Genomic DNA, 16,020 nt, shown 5'->3' with positions numbered 1-16,020 from the left:
GCCCAGCCATCCCGCGACGCGGTGCGAGCGCCCTTCGCCATCACTGCATGCGCATGCCGGTGGGAATCTCGGCGAGCGGCGGGAAGCCCCAGCGGGCGCGCTCCTCGTCCGTCACGCTGGGGTCCACCGGGTAGAGCTTCATGGCCTTGTCCGGCCCGTCGCCCCTGTACTGGGTGCCGAAGCGCTGCGGGCGGTCGGCGTGCATCAACCACCGATCCCACGCCGCCGCGGCCAGCCACAGGCCGCTGGGGTGACCGCGCTTCGCGGCCTCCGCCCCCATCTGCCGCGCCAATGCGTAGTCCTCCAGCGTCTTACCGTGCTGGAAGATGAACCCCGCCGCGAGGAAGTCCGCTGCCTCCCGCAGGGCGCCCTGCGCCAGCAGCTCCTGGACCCGCTGACGCCGCCTGGCATCCCGCGGCGAGATTCGCTTCCAGTCCTCTGGAGTCAGCGGCCCCTGACGGTCCGCCTGGTCCTCCGTGAAGAGTTGCTTCAGCTCTTCGGTGGAATAGGGATGACGCTCCGGGAGCGTCGGGATCCGCTCGGCCAGCGCGACAAACGCCGGGTCATCACGCAGCGGCTCAAGGTCCTTGTCCTGCTTCATCCAGGCCACGTCCCGGAAGCCGGCCTGGACCGCGTGGGACAGCCAGTCCAGCGCATCCTTCCGCTTCCCGAGGAGCGCCGCCGCGCACGCGGCCGAGTACGCGGCTCGTTCATCCGTGTTTCCCGCGGCCCGGGCCTGCTCGTAGAGGGCCAGGGCCTCCGCGTACTTCTCCTGTCCCATCAATGCGGAGGCCCGCTTCGCCTGCAGCCAGCCCGCCATCGGTGCCGAGGGTGCTTCCATGGGCGGAAGGTCGGCGGTCTTCTCCGCGGAGGCCGTGGGCGCATTGGCCGGGGCGTGTGCACATGCAACGGTCAGCAGGCAGGACAAGGCAAGGATTGGGAGTCGCATGGCACGAACTCTACGCGATGCGGTCTGTCCAAACGCTAGGGAACAAGGCCGACAGCAGACCGCTAACGCGTCGCGACGATGAACAGCCGGGGGAAGGGCAGCAGGACCGTTCCATCCGGCAGGGCAGGGTAGGCCTTGGCAATCCCTGTCTGATAGCGATGGAGGAAGTCCGTCTTCTCCCCTGCATCGAGCGGTTCGAGGAAGGGCCGGAGTCCCGAACCCTTGAACCACTCGACCACCGCACCGGCGCCTCCGGTCAGCGGGTGGAAGTAGGTCGTGCGCCAGACGTCCACCGTGGCGCCAGCGTCGCGCAGCGTCCGGAAGTACCAGCCGGCCTCATGGCGGACCGTCCGTGCGTTCGCGGCGGCCCCCAGCTTGTCGGCCCACGGGCCCCCGCTGGCGGTCTCGCGCATCAGCCGGTGTGACGGCTCCTCCAGGTTGTCCGGCATCTGCACGGCGAGGCTTCCTCCCTCCGCCAGCTTGCTCAAGAGCGCGGGCATCAGCGTGGAATGCTCCGGCACCCACTGCAGCACCGCGTTCGCCAGGATGACGTCGTAGGGGCCCGGGTCGCTCCAGGTCGCGATGTCTCCCAGGTCGAACCGGACGTCCGGCAGCCGCTTGCGCGCCGCGGTGAGCATGTCCGGTGAGCTGTCCATTCCGGTGACGGCGGCCTGTGGGAAGCGGGCGCGCAGCAGCTCCGTGGAGTTGCCGGGACCGCAGCCGAGGTCCGCCGCGCGCTTCACCTCGGACGTGGGAATCCGCGCGAGCAGGTCCCGGATGGGACGGTTCCGCTCGTCCTCGAATCGCGAGTACTGCGCCGCTGACCAGTCCATGGGCGTCCTCCTTTTTTGGGAACCTATCGCGTCATGGCGGTGTCATGGGCTGTCCATGTCTTGGCGGGCATGAGCTCGCCATTCGCGGATGGGTTAGCGTTCCAATCATGCGCCTCTTTCGTGCTTCCGCCGTCGTGTTGCTGATGGGGCTCCTCGCCTCGGGTTGTAAACGAGACGCTGACGTTGCCCCGGCCAAGGCCACCGCTCCGGTCGCGGCGCCGGTCAATGCTCCGGCGCCCTTCGTCCAGGCGGGGCTGGTGGCACCCGTCACTGTCGCGGGGCAACCAGACACGGGGGAGGTGGACCTCGCGGCGCTGCGTGACTCCGTGGCGGATCCGCGGGTGCTCTCCGAAGAAGAGGTGCAGGCGCTCTCGCCGGACACGAACCGCCCACGGGCGGCCCTCGCGCTCGCGGCCCCACCGCCGAGCGCGCGCCCCCCGGAGGCACCCGGGCTGGGGGAAACGGACGTGATGGACAGCGTGCCGAGCGCGGACATGGCTCGTCGCGAGAGGCGCCTACGCCCGGAGCGTGCACGGAACGGAGAGGAGGATTCCGCGCCACCGGCTCCCGCTGAGGACGCCGAGGAAGTGGAGGGGAGCGTCGTCGGCGGAGTCATCGGTGGCGTCGTCGGTGCTCAGCTCGGAGCGCCAGCCCCCTCCGCCGCGCCTCCCATGTCGGGGGATCGTCTCCGCTCCGCCATGCAGGTCATCCGGGGGGCCGGTAGTGGAGGAGGTGGAATCGACCTCGGCGGACGCGCCGCGGCGCCCGCGAAGAAGCAGGCCGCCGAGCCGGAGGCGCCGAAGCCCGTGCTGCCTCGCGTGGAGGCCGCGCCCCGCGCCGCCAAGGTGCTGGTGATGAGCGACAACGGCCGCTACCAGCCCCTGAAGACCCGCGCCGTGCGCGTCGTCACGTACATCCAGGGCTCCCGCGCGCGCACCGTGGTCGACCACCTCTTCGAGAACGACACCGGCCGCAACCTCGAAGGCACGTTCTATTACCCGCTGCCCGGTGGCGCGACGGTGGCGGGCTTCGCGATGTACTCGGGCGCGGTGACGGTGGACACGCCCTCGCTGTTCCAGTCGTCGGACCTGCTGCCGCCACTCGGAGACGATTCGACGGAGTCGGAGCGGCTCGCCGCCTCCGCGCCTCCCGCGGCCCGTGGGTCGAAGCGCTCCTGGGGTGACATCCAGGAGGCCCGCGTCGTGGAGCAGAAGCGCGCACGGCAGGTGTACGAGGACGTCGTGCGCCGCAACGTGGACCCCGCGCTGCTCGAATGGTCCGGCGCTTCCACCTTCAGCGCCCGCGTCTTCCCCCTGCCTCCCAAGTCGCTCAAGCGCGTCGTCATCGCGTATGAGCAGACGCTCCTCTTCGACGGCACACGCCTGCGCTACACGTGGCCGCTGCCTCCGGGCGCGGGCAAGGAGCTCCGCGTCACCGCTCGCGTCCACGTGGATCCGCGACAGGCTCCGGAGGTCGCGGTGCAGCCGGATTCGGGCGCGAAGGCCCGCACGGTGGGCGCGTGGCAGGTGTATGACTTCCCGAAGCTCACGGGAGACGGGGCGCTGGGCTTGGCGCTGAAGCCTCGCGGCGAGGACGCGGACGTGCTGGTGGGGGCTGACAACGCAGGCCTTCCGGGCCGCGCCTTCCACGCGCGGGTGCGGCTGCCGGGGCAGCTCACCTCCGGCGCGGAGGGGCCTCCCACGGGCCGCGCGGTGCTGGTGGTGGACACCTCGCTGTCCTCCGAGGACGGCAACGCGTGGGCCATCCAGGCGGCCACGCTGCGGGCCCTCCTGGAGAAGGACGCGACGCTGAAGGAGTACGCGGTGCTCCTCTTCGACGTGCGTCCCCGCTGGCTGCATGGGCCGGGCTTCCGGCCGAACGACGCCGCGCACCGCCAGGCGAGCTTCGCGGAGCTGGAGCACGTCTTCCTGGAGGGCGCGTCCCACGTGGACGGCGCGCTGGAGGAGCTGGACGGGGCCGGACGTGAATGGCTCAAGCCTTCCGCCCCCGGCGAGCGCGTGACGGCCTTCCTGCTCTCCGACGGCAACATCACCTGGGGACAGAGCCGCGTGGACGCGCTCCTCTCCCGGCACCCGTGCGTGGAGTCGCTGCGCTGGGTGACGTACCGCTTCGGCGAGGCGGCGGTGAACACGGAGCTCTTCGACGCGCTGGCGCGCTCCAGCGGGGGGCGCGTCGTGAACGTCCTGTCCGCGGCGGAGGTGGAGGCCGCGGCGAAGGCGCACCGCGCGGCGTCCGTGGTGCTGTCCCGCGTGGCCGTGGTGGGCTCGGACGTGAAGGACCTGGTGGTGGCGGGACGGCCGCGGCTCGTCTTCCCCGGGCAGGAGCTGCAGGTGGCGGGACGGCTGCCGGGGAAGGGTGACGCGGCGCTGGAGGTGGTGACCCAGGCAGGCACCGGGCCCGAGCGCACGCTGCGCATCCCCCTGCCGCGCGACGAGGACAGCGCCTTCGCGCCCCGGGCCTGGGCGGAGCTCTTCGTGTCCCGGCTGGTGTCGCTGGATGACGTGCGATTGGACCGGATGGTCGTGGCGCTCAGCCAGCACTACCGGCTGGCCAACGCGCGCGCGTCCATGCTCGTGCTGGAGTCCGAGGGCGACTACACGCGCTACGCCGTGCGCGACGAGCAGATGGACCTGGAGAACCTGGAGTCGCTGCGGCGCAGGGAGGAGGACCAGCGCCGCGACAAGCTCCTGGGCATCGCGCTGGATGACGTGCACTCCTCCGGCCGCGCGGTGGTGGCCCGGCTCGCCGAGCAGAAGGGCCTGCCCGCGCTCCTGCGGCGCCAGCCGCTGCGGGACATGCCCTACGCGGGCGGTGACGAGCGGCTCCAGGCCGAGCTGGCCTACCGCAAGGCGCGGCGGGAGAACCGGGACGACGTGATGATCTACGAGGCCGTGGCCCGCAGGCGTGCCTTCTCCGGCGACACCTGGGGCGCCGTGCGGGCGCTGTCGTCGCCGGTGGAGCTGCGGCCTCGCGACGCGGAGGCGCTGCGGCTGGTGGGGTACGGCCTGCTGGCGCTGGGGCAGTACCCGGCGGCGGCGGAGCTCTTCGAGCACGTGCGCCTCAACCGCCCCTTCGAGGCGCAGGCCTTCCTGGAGGAGGCGCTCGCGCTGGATGCGGCGGGGCGCTATTCAGAAGCCGCGCGGAACTACGAGATCGTCCTCGCGCGCCCGTGGCCCCGGCATGGCGAGGAGCTGCGGACGGTGGCGAGCTTCCACTACGCGCGCATGCTGGCGGGGCTGGAGCGGCAGCCCCGGCTCGCGGAGGTGGCCTCCGTGCTGCGTGAGCGCCGCGCCGGGCTGCGGAGCCCCGACGGCGAGGCGCTGCTCGCGGAGGCGAAGCCCATCGACTACCAGCTCACCACGCACTGGAACTCGGACAACACGGACATCGACCTGTGGGTCATCGAGCCGAACGGCGAGAAGTGCTTCTACCAGCACAAGCGGTCGTCGCTGGGCGGGCGGCTGTACTGGGACATCACGGATGGCCTGGGGCCGGAGCTGTACCACGCCCGGAAGGCCGCGCCGGGGCCGTACCACGTGGTGGTGCACTACTACGGCAACAACTCGGCGCGGGACGTGGTGCCCACGGCGCTGCTGCTCGTGAGCGACCGGAACGTATTCACGGACGACGCGATGGCCCAGCGGCGCTTCCAGGTGCGCATCCTGCCCAACGCGAACGCACGGCTGTTGTTGCGGCGCGAGGAGTTGGTGGCGGCGAAGGACCGCGTGTCGGCGCAGCCCTCACCGTGAGCTCCACGCGCGGGTGCGCTCCTTCAGGGAGGGCATTGCGAGATGCAGAAGGCGCGATAGCTGTTGCAGTAGTACGGGTCGCCGCCGCCGAAGTAGCACTGGTAGTACTTCGCGTCGCACGCGTCGGTGCAGGCGCTGGGCACCGCCATCTCGACGACGCGGTTCGCTTCCTCGGGGCTCATCGGCTCCGCTTCCTCGACGCCGCCACAGCCCGCGAGCACACCGACAGCCATCAGCCCGGCAATCATTGCCATGCGCATTCGCTTCTCCTGGGGTTTTTGGGGGAAAGGTGTTGCCCCGCCAGGATAGCGCTGTCGTTGAAGGCAAGACAATGGGCAGGCGTCTCCGGGGAAACCGCGTGGTCCCCGGAGACCCCTTCACAATGCCTTACGGAGCGCAGACGACCCCTGCGCAGCCGCCCGCGCCGTTGCCGCGCGCGGCGTTGCCACCGCCGTCAATGGCCGTGGGCGCGTGGATGCCCCAGCCCGTGTTGCCCTGACAGACGTTGTTGGAGAGGGTGGGGGTGCTGACCGGGAGGACGCGCAGGCCGTCGCCGCCATTCGACAGGAAGCGGTTGTTGCGGACGGCGCCGACGAGCGGCGGGGGCTCGAACTCCGGCAGGTCGGCCAGGGTCAGTCCTCCCGCGTTGTCCCACCAGACATTGCCGCGGATGTCGACCGTGCGGGTCGCGACGTTCAGGCCTCCGCCGTTGTTCATCACCCACGAGTTGCGCAGCTGGAAGTCGAACGGCTCCCAGTGGGGATGCTCGGGCGTTCCGAACGCGGTGTTGTTCGCGATGACGGTGTTGTCGAACACCAGCTCCCAGCAGTTGTCGAAGCCGCTGTTGTTCCAGGCCAGGTCGGCCACGGAGGTGTTCCAGGCGAGCGTGCTCGACCTGAAGCGGACACGGCCGTAGAAGCAGTAGAGGACGTTCGTGTTCAGCGTGAAGGTCGAACCGGACACGCTGACCTCGTGGTCATCCACGAACAGCACGGTCCCGTTTCCGGTGAACTGTGACCCCCGCACCTCGACGACGCCGTTGGCCGCGTCGAACTCACTGCGCATCCCGACGGCGTTCCCGCCCATGCGGGAGTCCGTGATGAGGACCTGGGCGTAGCCCTGGCGGTGGTAGATGGCGGTCTGGTTGTCGAGCAGCGCGACCTGGTGCAGCCACACCGGCCCGCTGTCGAACACGTAGCCCGAGGTGAACCCACGGACCGTGCCGTTCCTCACGGTGCTGCCTTCCTCGGCCACGATGCCCATGGAGTCGTCCGTCGCGGGGCCGGAGCGGCGCACGGTGTGGCCTCCCAGGTCGAGCACGACGCCCGGGGCGGCGATCCGGAGCGCGGGCTCTGGCGTGCCCGGGCAGGAGAGGTCGCTCGTGAGCCGCGTGTTCCGGGTCAGCACCTCCCCGCACCGGACGACCCGCGCCTCCATGGCTTCCCGTTCGTCCTGGGGGCTGGCCTTCGCGGTGGTGCCCGAGAGGAGCAACAGCGCCAGGGGCCAGGTCACGACCCCACCTCGAATCCGTTGCATGATGCTTCCCCCTGGCTGGAGGCCTTGCGCCCCCGCGCGAGGAGGCTGCTCACACCACCTCGCGCCCCCCAGCCCGTCCAGCGGTGTCAGGCGTCTGCGTGGGGAAAGACAGCCGGGTGCGCCCACGGGGCGGGGCTGTTGCTATCCTCCGGTCCTCTCTGCGAGAGGAAGGACGGAGCACCATGACGAGGGCACCCGCCACCCGGACCGACCTGAGGGAGGCGCTGTTGCGGCTGGGCGTGGAGGAGGGTGACCTCGTGATGGTCCACGCCGGCCTCCGGAGCCTGGGGCCCGTCCTGGGCGGGGTGAACACCGTGGTGCAGGCGCTGCTCGACGCGGTGGGCGGCAAGGGCACGCTCATGGCGTACCTGGACTGGGAGATGGGCGTGGAGCCGGAGGACTTCGAGGACCCGCGCCTCCGCGAGGAGATCCCCACCTTCGACAAGCGCACCGCGCGGGCCAGCCGCGACCACGGCATCCTCGCGGAGACGCTGCGGACGTGGCCCGGCGCGGTCCGCAGCGACCATCCGGACGCGGGCATGGTCGCCATCGGCGCGCGGGCGGAGTGGCTCTGCGCGGACCACCCCTTCCGCTACGGCTACGGCCCCGGTTCGCCGCTGGCCCGGCTGGTGGAGGCCGGCGGCAAGGTGCTGATGCTCGGAGCGCCGCTGGAGACGCTCACGCTGCTGCACCACGCGGAGCACCTGGCGGACCTGCCCGGAAAGCGAATCACCCGCTACCAGCGACCGCTCTTCGTCCACGGCGAGCGGCGCTGGGTGGACTTCGAGGAGTTCGACACCCGCGAGCCGGTGACGGACGCCCTGCGCGCGTCCAGCGTGGACCCCTTCACGCGCATTGGAGAGCAATGCCTGGCGGAGGGAATCGGCCGCTCCGGAACGGTCGCCCAGGCGCCATCCCATCTCTTCGAGGCACGCCGGCTGTTGCGCCGCGGCGTCGCCTGGTTGGAGGAGTACCCCCGCTGAAAGGAGCCGTCGTGATCCTCTTGGAAGCCGCCCTCATCCTGGCCCTGTCCTCAGCCAACCCCGAAGCCGCGCCCGCGAAGCCTGGGGCCTCCGCGGGCTGCGCCACCACGAACATCGAGGTCGCGCTCCGCCACCTGTTCGACCGCTACAAGGGCGGCGGGACGCTGGACGTCGCGCGGGACTCCGGCGAGCCCATCACGCCCCAGTTCCTCGCGGAGTCCCTCAAGGTGCGCGACGTGCCGAATGGCTACGCGCTGGTGGAGAGCCCGGACCTCATCGAGACCTACGAGGCCGCCCTGTTCAAGAACCCGAACGGCTACCACCTGGTGGTGGTGTCGTCGGGCGCGTCCGTGAGCCGCACGGCGGTCTTCAAGTGCGACGCGGAAGGGCTGAAGGCCGACAACACGGCCCTGCAGCTCTCCGACGCGGACGCCATCCAGCTCTACACCGACGCGGGGCTCCTCAAGCCGAACGCCAAGAAGGGCCTGAGCGAGCAGACCCTCAAGGACTGGGCGGGCTCCATCATCACCCTCGCCCTGCCGCGCAAGGGCCGCGTCATCACCATCAAGGCGAACGTGGACGAGCCGGCCGGCGTGTATGGGAAGAAGCTGGGCACGGTCGACTACGTCGATGGCCGGTTCGTCGTGCGCTCGCTCGCGAAGAAGGCCCGCTGAGCGGGCCCCGGTGGCTGTCTTTACGGGCTGGTGACGCGCACGTCGTCGTAGGTCGCCACGCCCGTGGCGTAGAAGCCGGGCCTGCCCGCGGTCAGGCTCGTGTCCGTGCCCTGCACGCGGAGCACGCCGTCCACGAAGCCCTGGAGGGAGGTGCCGCTGACGGTCAGGGTCAGCGTGTAGAACGCGGACGTGCTCGCGGGGAACGGCACGGTCTGCAAGACCGTCGTCGAGCCGGCGACCTTCTTGTTCAGCACCAGGTTCCCGTTGTGGAGGACCAGGAAGTAGAAGTTGTTCCCGTCCACGTACCGGGCCACCAGGCCGTTGCGGATGGCCGTGCTGCCCGTCTTCACCCGGGCGGAGTGGGAGTAGTTCGCCCAGGTCGCCTGGCCGCCCGTGAGGATGTACGTCGCGGACGAGGAGGACTGCTGGCGCGCCGCCTTCGTCCCGTCCGTGACAATGGCCCAGGTCCCGTTGCCGCTGGCGTTCGTCCAGCCTCCCGTGGGGAAGGACGTGTACGACTCGAAGCCGTCCGTCAGCAGCGCAGTCCCGGTGCCCGGCGGCGTGGTGACGCTCACGGTGCTGCTCGCGGGTGAGGCATTGCCGGCCGCGTCGTAGGCGCGCACGGTGTAGCTGTACGTCGTGGCGGGGCTCAGGCCCAGCTCACCGCACCCGAGCGCGGACACCGTGCACACCGTCGTTCCGCCGCGGAAGACCTTGTAGGACGTGACGCCCACGTTGTCCGTGCTCGCGCTCCAGGCAAGCTCCACCTCGTTGCTGGAGACCGCGCTCGCGGTCAGTCCGCCCGGCGCGGTGGGCGGGGTGGTGTCCGTGCCCGTGCCCGCGCACGGCGCGGTGGGCGTGCCCACGGACGCGCCCGTCACCACGGGCGCCGTCGTGTCGAAGGTGTTGCCGCAGAAGGTCGCCTGCGCCGCGTCGTTGTCGTTGCGGATGAACGCGCCCGTCGCCTGCTGGAACGTGTTGTTCGTGGCGGAGTTGCCGCCCAGGTCATAGGCGTCCGAGTCGGACTTCATCTTGAGCGCGTAGCCGCGGCTGACCGCGAGGACGTTGGAGTCCAGCACGTTGTGGTGGCCGCGCAGCTCCACGAGGCTGCCCAGGTACTCCACGGGCTCGTCGTTGTAGCGGCAGTCGTTGCGCGCGAACGTGTTGTCGTGCGCGTTCTCCTTCACGTTGAAGCACTCCGACCCGAACGTGTGGATGGTGTTGCCGTGGACGGTGTTGAAGGAGCTGGTGTCATTCGCATACATCGGCTGGCTGGTCGACTTGGGGCTGGTGCCGATGTAGACGCCCTCGCCGTTGTGGTACCGGTAGCCGTCGCTGCTGTCCTTGGCGTACAGCCCGCACCACTGGATGACGGAGTTGGCGATTTCGTTGTGGTGTGCGTTGTTGCGCATGCGGATGCACTCGCCGCCCGCGCCGTTGAGGAACATGTCGCGAATCACCACGCCGGTGATGTCCCGCGACGTCTCCGACGAGCCGATGTAGATGAGCCGCCCGTCGGCGACGAGGCCCGTGTTGGCGTCCTTGAAGGCGCTCACGCCCGACAGGGACGTGGGCCAGGCCGCGTTGAGCAGCTTCTCCTGCCCGTCGATGGTGAAGCCCTCCAGCACGTAGTGGCTGTGGTCGACGTTGAAGATGCGCCCGGTGCCGAACAGCACCGCCTTGTAGCGCCCGGAGCGCGCCTTGCCGGTCTCCGGCCCCTTGAGCGTGATGGGCGCGGACGCGGTGCCGGCCCGCTTCGTCGTGGGGCGCTCGCGGTAGATGCCCGCCGCGAGGTGGATGGTCGTGCCGGCGGTGGCCTTGTCCAGGGCCGCCTGGAGTGTCTTCAGGGGCGCGGTGGCGGAGGTGCCGGCGTTGGAGTCAGAGCCGCCGGGGCTCACGTAGAGCGGCGCGGCGCCGGCGGTGAAGGGCAGGAGCGCCAGCATGGCCAGGACGCGGCCCGGGCGGAGGGAGAGGAGCGAGGAGCGCTTCAAGGGGGCTCGGGGGTGGGAGGGTGTTTCACTTCGCGGAGGCCCGGGAGGAAGCCCGGGCCCCGGTGCGACAGGAGGCTCAGGGGCAGCCGGAGCTGACCTCGAGCGCGTCGTACGCCATCCAGCCGTTGCGGCGGGTGCCGGTGGCGGCGATGACGTAGCCGTAGATGAACTTCATGGTGCCCGACTGCTGGCGGTAGCGCCCCGCGCCGTCCTGCACCCAGAGCGGGATGTCGATGGAGGGCGCGCCCGAGTTCGTCGGCACGTCCAGGCGCTGGAACTTCGTGCCCGCGGGGAAGTGGTCCACCGCCACGCCGCCCAGGCCGAAGCCCGGCACGTTGAAGGCGAGGTTCACCGAGCGCAGGCCATTGGCGCGCACGAGCGGCAGGTAGTCGCCCGCGCGCTCGTGCACCGCCGTGCTGTCGTAGACCACCTTCTTCAGCTCCAGGTGGGTGTCGTGCCAGTTGCGCACGGCGTAGCACGCCATCTTGCTCAGCCCGGAGCTCAGCGCGGAGACGTGGCCGACCTTCTCCTCGAAGGAGGTGCGCCCCAGGATGGCGGACATGGGCAGCCAGCCCGCGCTCGAGTTGGACGTCGACGTCGCGAACGCGTGCAGCTCGCCCGCGAACGTGCGCGTCTGGCCGTAGTTGAAGAGGGAGCGCGTCCGGGTGGACGTGCCCACGATGGTGCCGTTGCCGTCGCGGATGGGCACGCCCACGGTGATGCCCCACGAGTCGTCGTCGCTCGTGTCGTTGGTCTGCACGCGGTTGCCGCCAGAGGGCCGCAGCTTGCAGTTATACGGGCTCTCCTCGCACACCGTGCCGTTCACGCCGGAGAAGGCCGCCTGCCGCGTCGTCGCCAGGTCCTCCGCCGCGACCGTGTCCCCCTCGAACGCCTCGCCGCCACAGGCGACCGAGGCCAGCACCACCGAGCACAGCGCCGGGAATCTGAAGTTCATGATAAAAATGGAAATCGGATTTTACCCGCTTTGTCAAATGGCGTGGCCGAGGCATTGCCCGCCAGCTGTCATGGCCGGGTTGCGTCGCGCACGCGCAGTGCGTTCAGGGATTGGGCCGCGCCGGGAATGCCAGCGCGTGGAGGTGCTCCGGGAGCTGCTGTCGCTGCCAGGCGCGCTCGCGGGCGGTGTCCTCCGCGACGTCGGTGGCTTCGGCGGCGCCGTGGGCCACGGCGGTGGCCGCGTAGGTGGCGGCGTGCGGTGCGTGGGTGACGGCGTGGGCGGTGGCGGCGGCATGGCCCGCGGCACGGGCCGCGGCGCAGGCAGCGGCGTGCGTGGTGGCATCGTGGGCGGCGGCGTGCGCGGCGAAGGCGGCGGCGCGTGCCTCGCTCATCGCCAGCGCTCCCTGGGCCCAGGCCCGCGCGGCTTCGAGGGCCCGGCGGGGACGGAGGTCCTCCGGGAACTTCTGTTCGAAGAAGGGGAGCACGTGCTCGGCGCAGTCAGCGGCCCAGCGGGCCAGGGCCTCGTGGTCGGACCTGTCGAGCTTCATGCCCCCGCTCCTTCCGGCGTCACCCACCTCCCGCGTTGTCTGTCATTCCAGGCGGACAGGTCAATGCGGGCGCCGGCGCATCCGCGCGATGCGTCCGGGAAGGGACTTCCGGGGCCCCGGCCCCTGGACCCTAACGGGCCGGTGGCGCCGGAGCGGCGGGACAGGCGGGCGCGGCGACCATCAGCGCCTCGTTCATCCCCAGCACGAGCCTCGACCCCGTGACGGTCAGCGAGCGCACGGGGGCCGGCGTCGGGTAGCGGCCCACCTCCGACAGGTCGTCCGCGCGCAGCGCCAGCACCCCCGACGGGACCGTGGAGATGGCCAGGTACGCCACCGCGCCGTCGAAGGCGAGGATGCGCGAGACGTCCACCGGCCCGGTCCGCTCCGCCAGGTTGATGTGCGCCCGGGTCACGATGCGCGTGCCCTCGCGCTCCAGCAGGTAGACCTCGCGGCCGTTCTCGATGACCAGACCCCGGCCCCCCGCGAGCGCCATGGCCGTGAATTGATCCGTGCTGCCGGACAGCTCGCCGGTGGCCGCTTCGCCCTCGCCCGACCACGAGCGCCAGAGCAGCGGAATGCGCGAGGGCTTGTCCGGTGAGACGTAGTGCATCTCGCCCAGCAGCAGCTCCGAGCGGGCCCCGTCCACCGCGAGCGCGTAGCCCTTGCGCGTCTCCGACGAGGCCGGATCCACCGTGACGGTCTGCTCGAAGGCCGGCGCCAGGGTCTGCCCCGAGCACGCGCCGTCCATCGCGAAGCGCCGCACCGTGAAGCCTCCGCCGGCGATGGGCGCGGCCTGGAAGAGCTGTCCCTTCGTGGAGGCCAGCACCGCCGGACCGCCAGCAAGGCGCACCTGTCCCTCCGGCTCCAGGAGTCCGTCCGCCGAAGCGCGCAGGCAGCTCAACACCGCCGTGCCCGCCTCCTGGTGCACGTTGGCGCCAGCCGCGGGCAGCGTCACCAGGTCGCGCGTGGCCGCCCCCGGACGCGCGGGCGCCAGGCGCAGCCGCTGCGTGTCCGCTGGCAGGGTCGCGCCGCCCGACACGACGGTGGGCGCCGCCGGGTCGCTCACGCTCACGCGGTGCGAGCCGAAGGGCCCCACCGCCAGCAGCGAGCCATCGGGCGCGGCCTGCACCCGTTCGAAGGAGCCGTGATGGACACCCGTGCGGAAGCGCAGCGCGTCCGTGCCCTCCAGCCCCACCACGCGGCGCCACGGCTGGAGGACGGCGTGCCGCCCCCGGCCCGTGAGCTGGAACGGGGAGAGCGTCAGCCCCACCTCCTCGCTCTGTCGCAGGGGCAGCGTGGCCACCACGGACGACACGCCGCTGGCGTTCAGCGCGTGCCGCTCCACGACGTAGGCGCGCGTGGGGCCGGTCAGCCGGACCCACTCCACCAGCAGGTCATCCTGGAAGAGGACGAAGCCCACCGGCCGCTCCCAGCGCGTGGTCTCCTCCACGGGGAGGAAGGACTTCACCGGCGTGGGCGTCCCGGTGCTGGTCAGGTCGGACTGCCGGTACACGAGGATGCGGCCCATCTGCCCGTAGCGAAGCAGCTCGTGCGCCACCACGTACGTGCTGTCGGCCCGCGCCTGGAAGAAGGACAGGCCCGTCAGCAGCGTGGGCTTGAGCACGGGCGCCTCGGGCTGCGTCACGTCCACGGGCACCAGCCCGCGCGTCGTGCCCACCCAGAGCGTGTTGCCATCCGGGGACATGGACATCGAGTTGCAGGTGCCGGGCAGTTGCAGGTTGTGCGCGTCGTCCGCCACCAGGACGTTGCCGGGGTCGATGCGGTAGGGCGTGGCCGCGCTGCCGTTGCACAGCCAGAAGTGGGTGCCCCGTCCCGCGCCCCCGAGGATGCTGTTGCTGTTGGGGTGCAGGGGCAGCCGGGCCAGGGACGTGAGGCGGTCCCCCTCCAGGCCCAGCAGCTCCAGCCGCTGCCGGCTCCCCACGACGAGCACGCGGTCCGGGCCCAGGGTCACGAAGAAGGTGAGCATCCGGTCGGACCAGTCCGTGGCGCCGAAGAAGCGGTCCACGCGGATGTCCAGGGCTGCCTGGTCCAGCCGCTCCAGTCCGTCCGCCGTCACGCGCACCAGCGACACCGACAGGCCACTGCCGCCCAGCCGGTCGCCGAAGAGGAGGCGGTCGTCCGACACGAACTCCGCCAGCCCCTCCAGGGGCGCCGTGGAGCGCTCCGCGGGGGACGCCCCATGGCTCCACGCAGTGCCGTACGTCATGGGGGCGCTGGTCGTGGGCGAGCCTCCACACACCCCGCTCACGCACTGGTCCTGCGCGGTGCAGGCGTCGCCGTCGTCACAGGCCGTCCCCTCCGGCGCGGGCGTCACGACACAGCGGCCGGACTCGTCGCGCTGCTCCACCGTGCAAGGGTCGTCGTCCCCGCACGTCCCCGCGTCGTCCGGCGACGTGCCGCCATCGGGAGGCGGATGTCCGGCGTCGCCGCTGCCCGCGTCCACGAGGCCCGCGTCGGGGCCGCCCGCGTCCGGGCGCTCCTCGGGTGGGTCTCCCGAGCACGCCGAGAGCAGGACCGCCAGGAACACGCCCCGGACCGTCGACCACGCGGGAGCCACCATGCACGCACCGTCCCGGGCCCTGAGGCCCTGCTCCGTCCGATTCATCCCGTGCCGTCAGGGCGGAGCGTGGGTCCCGGCAGGGACCGTCCCCGGATGGCAGGTCATGGGCCCTTCGCGCGTGCGCGGCCGGGCACGGGACTCCCCCCGCTCCCGGCCGCGCACGGCGAGGGAAGGCTACTCGCGCAGCGTGGTGCAGCCGCGGCCGAAGTTGTTCAGCACGGTCTGGTAGTCACCGGTGTCCACGGTGCCGTTGCGGTTGAAGTCGGAGCCCGTGCCCACGGGGACCTGCGTGCCGTACTCGGACAGCACCTTCGTGCGGTCCGTCACGTTCACGCAGCCATCCAGGTTCGCGTCGCCGGGCAGCGGCGTGGCCTGGGCCGGCGGCGTCTTCTGGGTGATGGAGGCGTAGCGACCGTGGGTGGCCTTCGCCAGGCCGTCGAAGAACGGCACCTCGCTCGCGGCGCTGGCGCCGACCTGGTAGGGCCCCATCACGGTCTTCGCCGCGTCGTCCGGCTCGCGCGCCTGGGCTTCACCCTGGAGGGGGATGTAGTCCTCGAAGAGGAAGTCGATGTCCGCGATGAGCGTGAGGTTCGGCGGGTAGGGCGGCACGAAGAAGCCGCAGGGGCCCGAGGAGGCGGCGCTGCCCGTGCACGCCTTGTTGCGGACCTTCTCCTGCCAGCTGCCCGGGGTCAGGTTGGGCCACACGCCCGCGCTCCAGCCGCCGTAGCACTGGTCCAGGGTGGGGGTGGAGTTCTCATCGCCGTCCGTCACCAGGTAGATGCGCTTGATGTGGTTCTGGTTGGGCAGGAAGTTGATGAGCGCATCCACGGCGGCGCACACGGAGCCGGCCAGGGGCGTGTTGCCGCCCAGGGTCACCGCGTTGACCGCGGCGCTGATCTGCGCCGGGGTCTTGTTGTCCGCGAAGTTGAAGATGGGCGTGGGCCCGGAGTTGTCGAAGGTCCAGAACGCATACTTCGTCGGCACGCTGGGGATGATCTGCAGATAGCCGTCGATGCGGGCCTTGGCCACCTGCAGGCGCGTGAGGCCGGGAACGGACGTGGCGCCCATGCTGCCCGTGCGGTCCAGCAGGATGAGGACGTGCTCGTCCGCCAGCGCCGCGCTGGAGCACAGCCCTCCGACACACGCGAGCGCCACGGCGGCCTGCGACAGGGAACGACGCTTCAATTCAAGACGCATGGAA

Annotated in this window: 12 protein-coding genes; 3 read left to right on the top strand and 9 right to left on the bottom strand. The window is 71.2% G+C overall.

Features of this window, described 5'->3' with window-relative positions; genetic code table 11:
- Nucleotides 1–40: 40 nt before the first annotated feature.
- Complete coding sequence (locus NR792_RS16445; protein ID WP_375760977.1) at nt 41–820, bottom strand: hypothetical protein; 780 nt, start codon at nt 818–820, stop codon at nt 41–43.
- 191 nt (nt 821–1,011) lie between these two features.
- Nucleotides 1,012–1,782 (bottom strand): trans-aconitate 2-methyltransferase, encoded by a 771-nt coding sequence (gene tam, locus NR792_RS16440; RefSeq protein WP_375760976.1) that lies wholly within the window; start codon nt 1,780–1,782, stop codon nt 1,012–1,014.
- A 698-nt stretch (nt 1,783–2,480) separates the two neighbouring features.
- On the opposite strand from tam, the gene NR792_RS16435 reads away from it, so the two are divergent.
- Nucleotides 2,481–5,552 carry a VIT domain-containing protein gene (locus NR792_RS16435; protein ID WP_375760975.1) on the top strand — a complete coding sequence of 1,024 codons (3,072 nt, stop codon included), beginning with the start codon at nt 2,481–2,483 and terminating at the stop codon, nt 5,550–5,552.
- Between the two features lie 23 nt (nt 5,553–5,575).
- Here NR792_RS16435 and NR792_RS16430 read toward each other — a convergent pair whose 3' ends face one another.
- Together NR792_RS16430 and NR792_RS16425 are read right to left on the bottom strand one after the other, a co-directional pair.
- Nucleotides 5,576–5,806, bottom strand: a complete 231-nt coding sequence (locus NR792_RS16430; protein WP_375760974.1) for a hypothetical protein — start codon at nt 5,804–5,806, stop codon at nt 5,576–5,578.
- 133 nt (nt 5,807–5,939) lie between these two features.
- On the bottom strand, nt 5,940–7,088 hold the full coding sequence (locus NR792_RS16425) for a right-handed parallel beta-helix repeat-containing protein (protein ID WP_375760973.1): 1,149 nt from the start codon (nt 7,086–7,088) through the stop codon (nt 5,940–5,942).
- Nucleotides 7,089–7,246: 158 nt separating this feature from the next.
- Between NR792_RS16425 and aac(3) the strand changes: the two genes are divergently transcribed.
- Nucleotides 7,247–8,071: an aminoglycoside 3-N-acetyltransferase gene (gene aac(3) / locus NR792_RS16420; RefSeq protein ID WP_375761635.1), complete on the top strand. Its 825-nt coding sequence runs from the start codon at nt 7,247–7,249 to the stop codon at nt 8,069–8,071.
- An 11-nt stretch (nt 8,072–8,082) separates the two neighbouring features.
- Nucleotides 8,083–8,745 (top strand): hypothetical protein, encoded by a 663-nt coding sequence (locus tag NR792_RS16415; RefSeq protein ID WP_375760972.1) that lies wholly within the window; start codon nt 8,083–8,085, stop codon nt 8,743–8,745.
- 20 nt (nt 8,746–8,765) lie between these two features.
- Here NR792_RS16415 and NR792_RS16410 read toward each other — a convergent pair whose 3' ends face one another.
- The 5 genes from NR792_RS16410 to NR792_RS16390 all read right to left on the bottom strand — a co-directional run bounded on the left by NR792_RS16410 (nt 8,766) and on the right by NR792_RS16390 (nt 16,016).
- Nucleotides 8,766–10,736 carry a fibronectin type III domain-containing protein gene (locus NR792_RS16410; protein WP_375760971.1) on the bottom strand — a complete coding sequence of 657 codons (1,971 nt, stop codon included), beginning with the start codon at nt 10,734–10,736 and terminating at the stop codon, nt 8,766–8,768.
- 76 nt (nt 10,737–10,812) lie between these two features.
- Nucleotides 10,813–11,691, bottom strand: coding sequence for a hypothetical protein (locus NR792_RS16405; RefSeq protein WP_375760970.1), 879 nt, complete (start codon nt 11,689–11,691; stop codon nt 10,813–10,815).
- 103 nt (nt 11,692–11,794) lie between these two features.
- On the bottom strand, nt 11,795–12,238 hold the full coding sequence (locus NR792_RS16400; RefSeq protein WP_375760969.1) for a putative immunity protein: 444 nt from the start codon (nt 12,236–12,238) through the stop codon (nt 11,795–11,797).
- A gap of 130 nt (nt 12,239–12,368) precedes the next feature.
- Nucleotides 12,369–14,819: a hypothetical protein gene (locus NR792_RS16395; protein ID WP_375760968.1), complete on the bottom strand. Its 2,451-nt coding sequence runs from the start codon at nt 14,817–14,819 to the stop codon at nt 12,369–12,371.
- Between the two features lie 174 nt (nt 14,820–14,993).
- On the bottom strand, nt 14,994–16,016 hold the full coding sequence (locus NR792_RS16390) for a VWA domain-containing protein (protein ID WP_375760967.1): 1,023 nt from the start codon (nt 16,014–16,016) through the stop codon (nt 14,994–14,996).
- Nucleotides 16,017–16,020: the final 4 nt, after the last annotated feature.

Source organism: Corallococcus exercitus (assembly GCF_042231735.1).
GTDB classification, from domain to species: Bacteria; Myxococcota; Myxococcia; order Myxococcales; family Myxococcaceae; genus Corallococcus; species Corallococcus exercitus_B.
The sequence above is the reverse complement of the archived record's forward strand: the minus strand, read 5'-3'. Positions and strand labels throughout refer to the sequence as shown.